General features: G+C 63.8%; 11 protein-coding genes and 1 pseudogene. 6 read left to right on the top strand and 6 right to left on the bottom strand.

Annotated features, from left to right (window positions below; translation table 11 throughout):
• Positions 1-70: 70 nt before the first annotated feature.
• Positions 71-1663: an ATP-binding protein gene (locus ACQR1W_RS21840; RefSeq protein ID WP_434852724.1), complete on the bottom strand. Its 1593-nt coding sequence runs from the start codon at positions 1661-1663 to the stop codon at positions 71-73.
• A gap of 120 nt (positions 1664-1783) precedes the next feature.
• Positions 1784-3295, bottom strand: a complete 1512-nt coding sequence (locus ACQR1W_RS21845) for a helicase HerA domain-containing protein (RefSeq protein WP_434852725.1) — start codon at positions 3293-3295, stop codon at positions 1784-1786.
• Between the two features lie 284 nt (positions 3296-3579).
• Here ACQR1W_RS21845 and ACQR1W_RS21850 point away from each other — a divergent pair, with 284 nt between their 5' ends.
• From ACQR1W_RS21850 to ACQR1W_RS21860, 3 genes are read left to right on the top strand one after another with little or no spacing between them, the layout of a single operon-like run.
• The gene (locus tag ACQR1W_RS21850; RefSeq protein WP_434852726.1) at positions 3580-4404 is read left to right on the top strand and encodes a chromate resistance protein ChrB domain-containing protein; all 825 of its coding nucleotides are present in this window, start codon (positions 3580-3582) and stop codon (positions 4402-4404) included.
• Entirely contained in the window at positions 4401-5792 is a 1392-nt protein-coding gene (gene chrA / locus ACQR1W_RS21855) for a chromate efflux transporter (RefSeq protein ID WP_434852727.1), read from the top strand. The genes ACQR1W_RS21850 and chrA overlap by 4 nt, the downstream gene beginning before the upstream one ends.
• A 36-nt stretch (positions 5793-5828) precedes the next feature.
• Complete coding sequence (locus ACQR1W_RS21860; protein ID WP_434852728.1) at positions 5829-6719, top strand: DUF1259 domain-containing protein; 891 nt, start codon at positions 5829-5831, stop codon at positions 6717-6719.
• Positions 6720-6819: 100 nt separating this feature from the next.
• Here the strand turns inward: ACQR1W_RS21860 and ACQR1W_RS21865 are convergent, their stop codons facing one another.
• From ACQR1W_RS21865 to ACQR1W_RS21875, 3 genes are all read right to left on the bottom strand, one after another.
• Complete coding sequence (locus ACQR1W_RS21865; RefSeq protein WP_434852982.1) at positions 6820-7797, bottom strand: ABC transporter substrate-binding protein; 978 nt, start codon at positions 7795-7797, stop codon at positions 6820-6822.
• A 150-nt stretch (positions 7798-7947) separates the two neighbouring features.
• Positions 7948-9693 (bottom strand): adenylate/guanylate cyclase domain-containing protein, encoded by a 1746-nt coding sequence (locus ACQR1W_RS21870; RefSeq protein WP_434852983.1) that lies wholly within the window; start codon positions 9691-9693, stop codon positions 7948-7950.
• A gap of 657 nt (positions 9694-10350) precedes the next feature.
• Positions 10351-10851, bottom strand: a complete 501-nt coding sequence (locus tag ACQR1W_RS21875) for a DUF1269 domain-containing protein (RefSeq protein WP_008974524.1) — start codon at positions 10849-10851, stop codon at positions 10351-10353.
• 278 nt (positions 10852-11129) lie between these two features.
• Here ACQR1W_RS21875 and ACQR1W_RS21880 point away from each other — a divergent pair, with 278 nt between their 5' ends.
• The gene (locus ACQR1W_RS21880) at positions 11130-11348 is read left to right on the top strand and encodes a hypothetical protein (protein ID WP_434852729.1); all 219 of its coding nucleotides are present in this window, start codon (positions 11130-11132) and stop codon (positions 11346-11348) included.
• Between the two features lie 202 nt (positions 11349-11550).
• Here the strand turns inward: ACQR1W_RS21880 and ACQR1W_RS21885 are convergent, their stop codons facing one another.
• A complete protein-coding gene (locus ACQR1W_RS21885) occupies positions 11551-11877 on the bottom strand; it encodes a hypothetical protein (RefSeq protein ID WP_434852730.1) in 327 nt (108 codons plus the stop codon).
• A 223-nt stretch (positions 11878-12100) separates the two neighbouring features.
• Here ACQR1W_RS21885 and ACQR1W_RS21890 point away from each other — a divergent pair.
• Positions 12101-12382 (top strand): annotated as a pseudogene (locus ACQR1W_RS21890) (metalloregulator ArsR/SmtB family transcription factor); the annotation flags it as partial.
• Positions 12379-13068, top strand: a complete 690-nt coding sequence (locus ACQR1W_RS21895) for a hypothetical protein (protein ID WP_434852731.1) — start codon at positions 12379-12381, stop codon at positions 13066-13068. The pseudogene ACQR1W_RS21890 and the gene ACQR1W_RS21895, both read left to right, overlap by 4 nt.
• Positions 13069-13161 lie beyond the last annotated feature (93 nt).

Consider the following 13161-nt stretch of genomic DNA (forward strand, 5'->3'; position numbering starts at 1 on the left):
ACGCCCGGGAGCACTCCCGGGCGTTTCGCTTTGATCAGCGCGCGGGGCCGTACCAGGCTTGCAGCAAGAATCACGACGCCAGGGCGATCCGGATCATCCTGGCGAGATCGGACGTCAGATACGGTTTGGCCAGCAGCAGAACGCCGGCATCGAGTCGGCCATGGTGCACGATTGCGTTCTCTGTGTAACCTGACGTGTACAGGACCTTGAGCTCCGGACGCCGCTTCAGCGCCTCGGTGGCGAGCTGCCGGCCGTTCATGCCGCCGGGCATGATCACATCGGTGAAGAGGAGGTCGATGCGTTCGGGGCTGTCGATGATCGAAAGCGCCTCGCCGGCATTGCGGGCGGCAAGCGTTCGATAGCCGAGGCGGCCGACCTGCGCCACCACATATTCGCGCACCAGCGCGTCGTCCTCCACGATCAGGATCGATTCATTGCCGCGTTCGACCTCTGTTTTCCGCACCTCGTCGACCGTCGCTTCCGCCGGCCCGGAGGCCAGGGGCAGATAGAGCCTGATCGTGGTGCCGTGACCCTCTTCGCTGTAGATCTTGATGTGCCCGTTCGATTGCTTGACGAAGCCATAGACCATGCTGAGTCCAAGGCCTGACCCCCGTCCAATCTCCTTGGTGGTGAAGAACGGCTCGAACACCTTGTCAAGCATGTTGCCGGGGATGCCTTCTCCGCTGTCGCTCACCGCGATCATGATGTAGTTGCCCGGCATGACGTCGTTGTTCAGGCGGGCATAGTCGGGGTCGAGCGTGGCGGGTTTCGTCTCCAGCGTCAGCTTGCCGCCGTGAGGCATCGCGTCGCGTGCATTCAGCGCGAGGTTCAGGATCGCCGTCGAGAGCTGGCTGGCATCGACCAGGGCCGGCGCAATGTCGGGTGCGAGCATCGATTCGATCTCGATCTGTTCGCCCAAGGTCGGCCGCAGCAGTCGCGCCGCCTCGATCACGAGCTTGTTGACGTCCGTGGCGCGCGGCTGCAGCGGCTGGCGCCGGGCGAACGCCAGCAGATGCTGGGTCAGGTCGGCGCCCCTGGTCGCCGCGGCGCTGATCATCTTCGTCACCTGGACGAGTTGCGGCTGGTCCTTGACGGCCTCCGCGAGGATTTCGATGGTGCCTGTGATCACCGTGAGGATGTTGTTGAAGTCGTGCGCAACGCCGCCCGTGAGCTGACCGATCGCCTCCATCTTCTGGGCCTGGCGCAGCCTGGCCTCATTGGCTTCGATCTCCTGGAAACGCGCGACCATGGCTTCGGCCTGGCGGCGCTGTCTGATTTCCTCTTCCAGCCGGTCATAGGCCTTCTGCAGCTGGATGCGCGTGGGCAGCACGAGAAGGCGGGGCAGCATCTTGAACACGGCGATGCTGACCCCGATCGACAGCATTGCCAGGAGCACATCGAAGGCGCTTGCGACGGCCGGCATTGGAACCCAGAGATCGAGGATCGCCAGCAGGCGGGCCACGCCGCTGGCCGCGGAAAAGGCCGCAAAGCCGCCGATGACGCCGCGAAACATGACGTCGCGCTGGCGTCGCCACACAAACGAGCCGATCACGAACGCAATGGAGAAGAAGGCGACCGCGATGATCGCACCGGACACGGTATTCAGCCAGAGCAACTGCGGCGTCCATGACAGGCCCGCGCCTTGTGGCATGGGTATCGGCATATCGCGACGATCTCCAAGAGGCAGGCAACCAAAGGGCGCAATGCCACGGGGCCGATCATTCAGGTTTTCGGCATCGGCGCAAGCGCAGTCGTCTCCGGCTCCGCTCACGCGCAGGGCATCTCAAGGCGCCGGGCTGCAGCCTTGCTCCGCGGCCACCTCGTCCGCATTCGGGTCACCCGGAGCGGTGGCCCAGGCGAGTTCGACCAAGGTCACGATCCGCCGTCCGGAGCCGTCGAGCTGGCAGACGATCAGGCCCTGGTCTTCCATGTAGGTCAGCAGGCGCTGGGCACGGCGCAGCGAGTGCGAGCCATAAGCCCGCGCAATCGCGGCGTCGCTCGGGCACGGCCAGCCTTCCTTGGCCGCGCGCGCGACCATCATGAACACGCCCTGCATGTCCTCTGGCAGCAGCGACGCGCGCAGCGACACGTCCTGCCACGCATCGTCTTCCCCCAGGTCGGCGCCGAGGCCGGCGCGGGCCCGCGCCAGCATGCGGCGGAAGTCGCTCAGCTCCGGGACATCGGTGCCGAGGCCCTCGATGCGGCAGCGGACCACGAACTCCTGATAGAGCACGCCGACCGCGCGGAAGCCGGCGTCGGGCTCGGCGAGCAGGGCGACCAGGACGCGGTCGACGCGCGCGCGCCGTTCCGCCAGCTCCTCAGCGCTGACAGGCTGTTCGGCCGGCTCTGGCGCGGCTTCCAGCGCGGCCGATTTCGCCGCCATCAGCTGCTCGAGCAGATCAGGCGCCGGGGTCCGGCGCTGCGGCCGGTTGGTCTCGGGCGGCGGCGCCGCCAGAATGACGGCGCGCGCGTCTTCGAGCGTCGCTTCCGGCAGCGGCAACAGGCGCGGCGTCGCATTGCGCGGCCTGGTCTCGGTCGCACCGATACGCAGGCCCAGCGGCCGGCGGGAGAGGGCAGGGCCGAGCGCCATGAAGTGGCCGCGCTCGAGGTCGCGGAAGGCCTCGGCCTGACGCCGCTCCATGCCTAAGAGGTCGGCGGCGCGCGCCATGTCGATGTCGAGGAAGGTGCGCCCCATCAGGAAATTGGAGGCTTCCGCCGCGACGTTCTTGGCAAGCTTCGCCAATCGTTGCGTCGCGATCACGCCGGCCAGCCCGCGCTTGCGGCCGCGGCACATCAGGTTGGTCATCGCCGATAGCGATGCTTTGCGCGCCTCGTCGGAGACTTCGCCGGCGACCGCCGGCGCGAACAGCTGCGCCTCGTCCACCACCACCAGCATCGGGTACCAATGGTCGCGCGCGACGTCGAACAGCCCGTTCAGGAACGCGGCGGCGCGCCGCATCTGGTTCTCGGCATCGAGCCCCTCGAGATTGAGCACGGTGGAGACGCGATGGATGCGCGCGCGCTCGCCGGCTACCTCGAGCCCACGCTCGGTATGCTCCTCGGCATCGATCACGAGATGGCCGAACCGCTCGGCGAGCGTGACGAAGTCGCCCTCGGGATCGATGATCGTCTGCTGCACCCAGGGCGCGCTCTGCTCCAGAAGCCGCCGCAGCAGGTGCGATTTGCCGGAGCCCGAATTGCCCTGCACCAGCAGGCGCGTTGCCAGCAGCTCCTCGAGGTCGACTGACGCAGGCGCGCCTGCCATCGTCTGCCCCATCTCGATCGCTACCGTCATGTGCCCCGACTCAAAGAACCAGCCTTCCGGAGAGAGGCGGTTATCAAGCCCGGCGCGCCGCGTCGAGCGGCGATGGATCATTGTCCCATGTTCCACATGCAGTGTGGATGCATCCGTCGATCAGGGGCTCGCACGGAACCGGATTTTCTCAACAAACCGTCATGATCCCCGACCGGATTGACAGTGACGGTCGAAAGCGGTTTGATCCCGCATACGGGGATTGCGATCTCCCCGCGAGGCGACATGCCCAAGTATCGCGTCCTGATTCTTCGAAAGGGCGCAGCATGTCTACATCCTACACCTCGATTTCCTCCGAAAAACTGTCACGGCTCATTGGCACCTCCAATGTGCCTGTTCTCGTCGATGTCCGCACCGACGAGGATTTCGCCACGCATCCGCGGCTGATTCCGGGTGCGAGCCGGCGCTCGCACCTCGACGTGCAGGAGTGGGCCAAAAGCCTCACGGGCCAGTCCGTCGTCGTCATCTGCGAGAGGGGCCAGAAGCTCAGCGAAGGCACGGCCGCATGGCTCCGCTGTCAGGGCGTCTCCGCCGAGAGCCTGGATGGTGGCCACGTCGGCTGGGTCCAAGCCGAATACCCGACCGTCCCGGTCGACAAAATTCCCAAACGCGACGGACGCGGCCGCACCGTCTGGGTCACGCGCGCGCGACCGAAGATCGATCGCATCGCATGCCCCTGGCTGATCCGGCGGTTCGTCGATCCCGCCGCGGTGTTCCTGTTCGTGACGTCGTCCGAGGTCGAAGCCGTGGCCGAGCGCTTCGGCGCGACCGCGTTCGACATCGAGAACGTGTTCTGGAGCCATCGCGGCGAGGCCTGCACCTTCGATGTCATGGTCCGGGAATTCGGCCTATCGACGATGCCAGGGCTGGACCGGCTGGCCACCATGGTGCGCGCGGCGGACACCGCGCGGCTCGATCTTTGTCCGGAAGCGCCGGGCCTGCTCGCCGCTTCGCTCGGGCTGTCGCGGATGTTCGACGATGATCTCGAACAGCTCGACGCCGGCATGCTGCTCTATGACGCGTTCTATCGCTGGTGCAGGGACGCGACCAAGGAGACGCACAACTGGCCGACCAACAAGGTGAAGCCATGACCGACGTCACGGCAAGCCAGAAGGTCGCGGCGCAGGGCCAGGCCCACGGCATCTCCTTCACCGAGGCGCTCGTGGTCTGGATCCGCGTCGCGATCCTCAGCTTCGGCGGGCCGGCCGGGCAGATCGCGGTGATGCATCGGATCCTGGTCGAGGAGAAGAACTGGATCTCGGAGGGGCGTTTCCTGCACGCGCTCAACTACTGCATGCTGCTGCCCGGCCCGGAAGCGCAGCAGCTTGCGACCTATATCGGCTGGCTGCTGCATCGGACCGCCGGCGGCATCGTGGCGGGCGGGCTGTTCATCCTGCCCGGCATCTTCGCGATCATGGGCTTGAGCTACATCTACGCGGCCTATGGCAATGTCGGCCTGGTCGAAGCGCTGTTCTTCGGCCTGAAGGCGGCCGTGCTCGCCATCGTCATTCAGGCGGTGGTGCGCGTCGGCAGGCGGGCGCTGCGCAATCCGCTGATGATTGGAATCGCGGCGGCGGCGTTCGTCGCGATCTTCTTCTTCGGTGCGCCGTTCCCCGTGATCATCATCGGAGCTGCGGCCATCGGCTTCGTCGGCGCCCGGCTCGGCCGGTCGGAATTCGCCGCGATCGAGCATGGCGGCAAGAGCTCGGCTGCGATCGACAGCATGCTCGGCGAAGCCGTGCCCGATCACGTCAGGCCGAATTCGGCGCGCGCGCTGCGCACCGGCCTCGTGTGGCTCGCGCTCTGGCTGGTTCCGGTGTTCGCGCTCCTGATCGGCCTCGGGCCCAACGACGTGTTCAGCCAGATCGCGATCTTCTTCAGCAAGATGGCGCTGGTGACATTCGGCGGCGCCTACGCGGTTCTTGCCTATGTGGCGCAGCAGGCCGCCGAATACTATCACTGGGTCCAGCCGCGCGAGATGCTCGACGGCTTGGGCATGGCCGAGACCACGCCCGGGCCGCTGATCATGGTGGTCCAGTTCGTGGGCTTCATGGCGGCGTTCCGCCAGGCGAGCGGACTGTCACCGATGCTTGCCGGCACGCTCGGTGGCCTGCTCGCGACCTGGGTGACCTTCACGCCCTGTTTCCTCTGGATCTTCGTCGGCGCGCCCTACATCGAAGCCTTGCGCGGCAACAAGGCGCTCGCCGGCGCGCTGTCGGCGATCACGGCGGCTGTCGTCGGCGTGATCCTCAATCTGTCGATCTGGTTCGCGCTGCATACGCTGTTCCGGCAGACCGTTCCGGTACAGGGCTTCGGCCTCGCCTTCGATGCGCCGGTGCCAGCAAGTATCGACCTGCCGGCGCTCCTGCTTTCGGTCGCGGCCGCGGTCGCGATCTTCCGCTTCAATGCGGGGATGCTCGTTGTCCTCGCGGCGTCTTGCATCACCGGCGTCCTGCTCCGCGTGGCGGGCGTCATCTGACGAGAGGGGCGATCAATATAGACAGGAGTTGAGATCATGACGACAATGAGAATGATCGCCGCTGTGGCGGCTGCTGTGCTTGTGCCGAGCCTCGCCGCCGCCCAGTCGATCGATTGGAAGAAGGTGGATGCGGCGCTCGGCAAGACCGCCAGCGTCAGCGGCGAGGTCCACCGTTACGGTCTGCCGCGATCCGACCTGCATGTCACCCTGGACGGCGTGCCGATCAAGCCGTCGCTCGCGCTCGGTGGCTGGGTCGCCTTCGCGCCGATGCATGGCGAAGCGATGGTGATGGGGGATCTGGTTCTGCTCGATACCGAGACGACGCCGGTCATGAGCAAGCTCCTGAACAGCGGTTTGGAGATCACCGCCATCCACAACCACCTGCTGCGGGCCCAGCCCGCCACGTTCTACATGCATGTCGCCGGCCACGGCGATCCCGAGAAGATGGCGGCCGCGATCCACGAGGCGCTGTCGACCGGGAGCAAGACGCCGTTCGAGCCGCCGGCCACCACGGCCAGCGCCGCACCGGCGCTTGATCTCGACACCGCAAAGCTCGACGAGATCATGCACGCCAAGGGCACGGCCACCGGCGGCGTCTATCAGTTCGGCATCCCGCGCCGCGACGCCGCCACCGAGGGCGGCATGGCGGTCAGCGCGGCGATGGGCGGCGCCAACGCGATCAACTTTCAGCCGACCGGCAACGGCAATGCGGCGATCACCGGCGACTTCCTGGTGACGGGCGATGAGGTCAATCCGCTGATCCGGGCGCTGCGGGACGGCGACATCGAGGTGACCGCGATCCACAGCCACATGCTGGACGAACAGCCGCGCATGTTCTTCATCCACTTCTGGGCCAATGACGATGCGCTGAAGCTGGCGCGCGGCGTGCGTGCGGCGCTCGACAGGACCGCCGTGGCACAGAACTGAGGGAAGCGGACATTGGCTGCAGACTCCGCCGCTGAAATGCGGCGGATCTCTCATGGCCAAACCGTAGCGCGCGGCACGCCGAGCGCGCACCAGCCGCGTTCTACTCGATCACCTCGTCGGCGCTGCTGGTGAGCGAAGGTGAAAGTTCGATGCCCAGAATCTTGGCGGCCTTCAGGTTGACGAAGAACTCGACTCTCGTGACCAGCTGGACTGGCAGATTGGAGGGCTTCTCGCCATGGAGGATCCGTCCGGCATAGACTCCGGTGCGACGATGCGACTGGACGAAATCACCTCCATAGCTCATCAGGCCTCCGGCGATGGGAAAGTCGCGAGATTGCGTGATTGCGGGTACACCATATCGCTGAGCAAGCGCGGCAAGCTGTCCGCTCCTGAACGCAAAGTAGGGATCGGAGGTGAATACAAGTCCGGTCGGCGGCTTCTGAGCCGCGGCCGAGAATGCAGGCTCGAACTCTTGTTCGATGCTGGCATTCAGAATCTGCAGGCCGACTCCCAGGACTCCCGCGGCGGCATGAAGACTCTCCAATTGTGACTTGGCGGTTGGACTTGTCGGATTGGCAACGACCGCCAACGCCGTTGCCGCCGGTAGCAACTCGTGCATGAACTCCAGCCGTTTGCGCGAGACTTCCACGCTCAAGCTGGACACTCCGGTGATGTTCCCACCCGGTTGCGACAAGCTGTCGACCACGCCCAATTGGACCGGATCGCCGCCCATCTCAAAGACGATCGTCTTGCTCGTGGTGGAAGCTTTGGCCGCGAGCGCCACCGGAGCGCCACCGGGCGCGACAATGATATCCACGTCACGAGCGACCAGACTTGCAGCCAGGTCCGGCAATCGCTTGTACTGCCCTTCCGCCCATCGATATTCGATCGCGACGTTCTTGCCTTCGACGTAGCCGGTCTCCCGGAGACCATCGTGAAAGGCTTTGAGTCGGCTGGCGAACGGAACAGGCGACTCCGGGCAGAGATAGCCAATGACCGGGATCGATCTCTGCGCCCGTGCCGGATACGTCAAGGCTGCGGCAGAGCCGAGCAAGGCAAGAACGTCTCGCCGCCCGATGCGGCCGAACATCGGCGTCCGGCGAGCGGCCTTGCAGCCAGCGCTGGCCATGGGTGCACCAACCGGCATCGCCTGATCGCCCATGAGCGCGGATCCTGCTGTTCACGTCGCGCCACATGCGTCGAGCGCCAGACATGGGTGCGATTGAAGTCAATCGGCACACGCCTTCGACGGCGCATCGAACGCGATTCCAAAGACCGGTATGGCCTCATCATAGCCCTTAATCGGACGATCCCCCAATGCTTTCAGCGCGCGCCTGTCCTTGACCGCTGCGGCAACTTCGCCGTTCATCAGGATTTCTCGGTCGGCCGCGGAGGCGCACAGGCGGGCCGCGAGATTCACGACACTGCCAATGGCCGTATAGTCGAACCGGCTTGCATATCCGATCCGCCCGACGGTTGCCGAGCCGCTGGCAAGTCCCACACCGAAGCCGACCTCGTAGCCTCGCTCTCGCCAGCAGCCGATGAGTTCCTGCACGCTCCTCTGCATCGCCACGGCCAGATCGACGGCGGTGAGGGCGGGCTCTTTGACCGGGACGGGCGCATTGACAAGAACCATCAAGCCGTCGCCCGAGAAGCTGATCAGTGTGGCTGCGAATGCCGCGATGACTTTGCCGAGCACCTCGTAGTACTCCGAGAGAACGCTCATGACTTCCTCTGGCGCCACACCAGCGGAGAACGAGGTGAAGCCTCGCAAATCAGAGAACACGACCACCACCTCGGCGCGGCGCCCTTCCAAGACGCTGTCGTCACCGGTTCGGTCGACGAGATCGGCGACCTGCGGAGCAAGAAAGCGCTTGAGTCTGGCAATTCGCTCCTGATGCTCCCTGGCGAGAGCCAGTTGGGCCGCCATCCTGTTGAAACTATCCGCCAGGCGCTGAAGCTCATCTCCCGTCTCGATGGTGATGCGATAGTCGAAGTGCCCGGCTCTGATCTTCTCAGTGCCTTCCTCGAGAAGCCGGATCGGGTTCGTCATCCGATCCGCCAGCCCATAGGCGAGCAGGCCCGAGAACATGGTGCCGAGCAGGAGAAGCAGTGCGGTCCGCCACAAGGCTGCGTAGATCGGAGCGAAAGCTTCCGACAGCGGCTGCTCGACCACAACAATCCAATCAGGACCTGCGACCGGAGCGCTGGCGGCGGCAATTGGGTCGCCCCGCAGGTCCCGGCTTCTTGCGAAGCGCATTCCCGCACGGCTGATTGAATCGCGTATCGCCAGGAACGGTTTGGACGTGGCTTCGTCCGCCCCGCGCAGGACGAGGCTGAGGTCCGGATGAGCAATCAGCCGGCCGGGCCTATCCAGCACGAAGGCGAAGCCGGCGTCTCCCACCTTGATCGCCGATATGACCTCCCAAATGAGCTTGAGGTTGACTTCAGCAACGACCACGCCGGCCGATGGCCTATTCCCGGACATCGCAACAGTAAGATAGGGCTCGGAACCCCGGTTATAGCTGACGTCGCCAAACCAGATGCGGGCCGAGCGGGCGCCGACGACCGCAGGATCGGTGGATCGGTCCGCGCGACTGTCGACCCGATTGAGACCGACACGCGAGATGTAGAGACGTTCTCGTCCAGCATGGTCACACAGCATGAGACTTGCGACGGCGGGTGCTTGGCGGAGCAGGCGCAGCGCGTCAGTTCGCCGCAGCTCGTCGGGGCCGTCGGTCCAGGGCAGCTGAACCAGCCAGCCAAGCTCGTTTGTGATTTCGTTGATGAAGCCATGGATCCTGGTCGCGGCCGACGTCGCCTGAAGTCCAAGCAACTGGTCCAGTCGCGCGCGCTGATCGCGATAGCCGAACCAGGCTTCGATCACGCCATTGATCGCGAGCGGAACCGCCACCGCCATGAAGAGCACGAGCCAATACTTCTGGAAGAGGCCGCGAAAACGTTGCCGGACCATGGCCGCACACCTCAGTCCGCCTCGGACGAGACAGACTAGATCGAGCTCAGCTCGGGTGGAAAGCTCCCTGTGCCGTCCTGCATGCGCCGTGCTTTGCCTGATGAAATGCACTCGAGGTGCGACCGCGTCTTATTTTACCGGCACCGCACTCATGTCGCGGAACATGCTCAGGCGGATCTCACGTCGATCGGCAGCGCCAATGTAATGATTTCATCCGACCGGCAACGGCAACATCACGATTTGCCAGCGGCTTCCCGGTGACGGCGATGAGGTCAATCCGTTGATCCGCGCCCTGCGCGCGGGCGGCATCAAGGCGACCGCCACCCAGGGCCGCATCCTGGACGAGTAGCCGCGGATGGGCTTCATCCAGTTCTGGATCAATGAGGATGCGTTGAAACTGGTGCGCGGCGTGTGTCGGGCCTCGACGGGACCGCTGTCGCACCGAACGGAACCGCGCCGGCCGATCGCTGCTCAGCGTCCTAGGTTCTGACGTCCGTCAACAAGCATGGCGCGAGATGATACGAGCGTCAGAACCAGGACACGCGATCGGCCTTGAACTGGAAAGTCCGATGAGTCCACGTGATCAGGACCGACCGGAAGTTAGCGGCTCTCGGCCGCCTTGCTTCTAGCCAGCCTTGTGTCCAAGCCGCCTTGTCTCTAGGCCGCCTTGGGTTGGGTTGCGGCTGCAAGTGTGTCGCGCAGGTGCTGCTCCTTCTTTTCGTCGAGCGAGGTCTTCAGAACCGTCCCTCCCGCATCCTTGATTTCAGGAATGACCTTGTCGGCGGTCATATTCTCGATCAGCAGGAACAGCACGGCATCTCCCGCCTTCACCTTCGACGCCAGATCCTTCATGAACTGGTCCCTGATGCCGAAGTCGGTCATCGCACCGCCCAGAGCGCCGGCGCCGGCGCCGAGCGCCACGCCGATCAGCGGATTCAGGAACACCATCCCGAACAGCAGCCCCCAAAAGCTGCCTCTTGCGGCCCCCGCCATCGTCGTGTTCACGAGCTGATTGAGCTTGACGGAGTCCTCGGTTTTGACGGCGATCACGGCATCGTTGATCGTGATCAGATACTCGCCCTGCAGCTTGAGGATCTTCTGCCGGACTTCTTCTGCTTTGGCTTCGGATGGGTACACAATCGCAACAAGATCTGACATGGAGCGCTCCTGTAACGGATTGATGGTCTGCCCCTCACCACGCGTGCCTAATACGCGCGGCGCGATTTTAACACGGACCCGGAACCCGCCGGACCGCGAGTGAGCGCCGCCTCATCACAATTGCGAGATGTGGTGGGATACTTGTACAATCGAATGAGTGGGAATGGCTGCATGGGCCGTTGGCGAATGGCATAGCGGCCTCCCGACGCTGGCGGAATTTTGCGGCGCGTCCATTGCGCCGCATTCGCGTTGGCCCGAAAGCGTCATCGGAGGCGCTCATGCGCAAATTCAACAAACGCGACATGCTGATCTTCGTCGTATGTCTGCTGTTGGGCGTAGCCCTCATCGGGTGGGGGATGGCCCACGTGATTCAGCTCAAGCAGCGCTTGATGCCAAGCCGTCAGACGAGCGCGCTCATCAGACAAGGCGGTCATCAGATCCCTGCCTTGCGCTTCGCATCCGGCTCAGTTCGGCTTGATTATCTCCCTCTGCCTTAGCTTGCTTCTAGGAGCGCCGTGACGAACGCACGAGCCTTTGCTCGTGCAGCGCCGCTTGTCCAGCGCCGAGGTCTTCCTGCACTGCGGAAGGCCAGGCTTGGGCTGGGTGGACGCTCGCGGCGGCTTGGAAAACGCGCTACAATCGAAACGTGAGGTCAAGTGAGCCCAATGAGGTCAAGCGAGAAGGAGGCTCGTCATGAAATCACACGCTGTCCCCTTCGAAAATCGCTGGACGAACGGTGAGCACGCCTGGCAGTGGCATCGCGAGCTTGAGCGGCTCGGCGTGCAAAATGTCAGGACGATGTTTTGTGAGCACGAAACGCATCATGGCGAGGAGCGCACAGTCGTCTTCGACATCCCTCCGGGATTTGTGCAAGACTGGCTCGCTTTCCATGACCGCAAGACCGCGCGTCAGCAGCTGATCTGGCGCGGCAGCATCGTTGCATTGGGCATGATCGCAGCGTCCGGCGCCGTGCTCGGCCTCATGAAATAGATGCGCCGAGTTGGCGGCAACAAAGACAATGGCCAACACTCCCCTTCATGTCTTCGATCTGCGAAATTGCTTCGTCAATTCCGTGGCTGACAGCCACCCGAGTCATTTGAGCTCAGCGCTTGATCCAGACGAAGGCGCGCTCGCGTACGCGCTGTCTCGCGCCAGACGCCGGTGAATCGGCGGACCTCCGGAGGACGCAGCTGACAATCGTTCCATGATTAGCTAAACAACGAAATATGAACCTCGTTTCAAGGCGCTCTCCGATCCTACACGCCGCCGCATCCTGCAGCTGTTGAGGGACCGACCAATGACGGCAGGACAAATCGCCGAGCATTTCCATTGCGCCAAGCCGACGCTCTCTGCCCATTTCGCGGTGTTGCGCGAGGCGGACCTGGTCGAATCGGACAAAGTCGGAACGACCATCACTTACAGTCTGAAACTGTCCGTGCTTGAAGACGCGCTGCTGAGCTTTGCCGAGACCGTCGGGATCGGCGTTCGTTCCGGCGGAAAGCTCAAGTTCGCGACAAGGAGGACCAAGTGATCGACCGGCGAACCGCCTTGATTTGCGGGACGCTCATCGCCGTGATGTTCGCCGGGGCCATGTTTTGGTGCATCGTTCCGAACGACTGGATCGTACAGGCGGGCCAACCCAGAGCATCCCTGCCATCACTGTTCATCTTTCCAGCCTGCAGTGCTTTCGTCGTCGGTGTCCTCTACGGCCACGGCCATGGCGAGCGAACAGACTCCGCGAGAAATGAACCTTGGCGCAAATGGGGAGCCACAGTTTCGATGAGCTATTGTATCGTCCTGCTGCTGGCGCAGGCGCTCGTCATCATCACGAGGCTTGACCTTGGTATTCACTTGGAGCTTTGGGCCTTCTATCGTGCCTTGTTTGTTGCGGTTGGAATCATCTTCCTTCTGGCAGTCAATCAGTTGCCGAAGCTTCCATATTTCGAACGCAGAGTGGCGCCCGGCGGCAACTTGGGTCCGGTATATGGGCCGAGGTATATGCGCATCCAATCCAGGCTCATGTTTGTGTTCGGGATTGCGTTGATCGCATCTTGGCTCGCGCTGCCACCACATCCGGGATGGCATCCGACTTTTTACGCTCTTGTTGCGACGATATGCCTTTTCGCCCAGGCCATCGCTTTGCGACGCCATCTCAGTCGCAAATGGAACGTTCAGCAGCCCGGGTCCCGTGGAGGCACGCCAGGGGTGCCTGGTTGACCGCGCGTACCTAAGGGCTCCCTTGTCGCTCTGGCTTGGTGCCATCTGACTACGTACTTCGCCGCGCTTGCGCGAGACGGGTGTCGAAGGAAG

Source organism: Bradyrhizobium sp. HKCCYLS1011 (assembly GCF_051167795.1).
In the GTDB taxonomy this organism is placed as follows: domain Bacteria; phylum Pseudomonadota; class Alphaproteobacteria; order Rhizobiales; family Xanthobacteraceae; genus Bradyrhizobium.

What these genes read in the sequence shown, in the direction of transcription:
- ACQR1W_RS21840 (WP_434852724.1), bottom strand. Translation starts at nt 1,663, where the DNA reads ATGCCGATACCCATGCCACAAGGCGCGGGCCTGTCATGGACGCCGCAG.
- ACQR1W_RS21845 (WP_434852725.1), bottom strand. Translation starts at nt 3,295, where the DNA reads ATGACGGTAGCGATCGAGATGGGGCAGACGATGGCAGGCGCGCCTGCG.
- ACQR1W_RS21850 (WP_434852726.1), top strand. Translation starts at nt 3,580, where the DNA reads ATGTCTACATCCTACACCTCGATTTCCTCCGAAAAACTGTCACGGCTC.
- chrA (WP_434852727.1), top strand. Translation starts at nt 4,401, where the DNA reads ATGACCGACGTCACGGCAAGCCAGAAGGTCGCGGCGCAGGGCCAGGCC.
- ACQR1W_RS21860 (WP_434852728.1), top strand. Translation starts at nt 5,829, where the DNA reads ATGACGACAATGAGAATGATCGCCGCTGTGGCGGCTGCTGTGCTTGTG.
- ACQR1W_RS21870 (WP_434852983.1), bottom strand. Translation starts at nt 9,693, where the DNA reads ATGGTCCGGCAACGTTTTCGCGGCCTCTTCCAGAAGTATTGGCTCGTG.
- ACQR1W_RS21875 (WP_008974524.1), bottom strand. Translation starts at nt 10,851, where the DNA reads ATGTCAGATCTTGTTGCGATTGTGTACCCATCCGAAGCCAAAGCAGAA.
- ACQR1W_RS21880 (WP_434852729.1), top strand. Translation starts at nt 11,130, where the DNA reads ATGCGCAAATTCAACAAACGCGACATGCTGATCTTCGTCGTATGTCTG.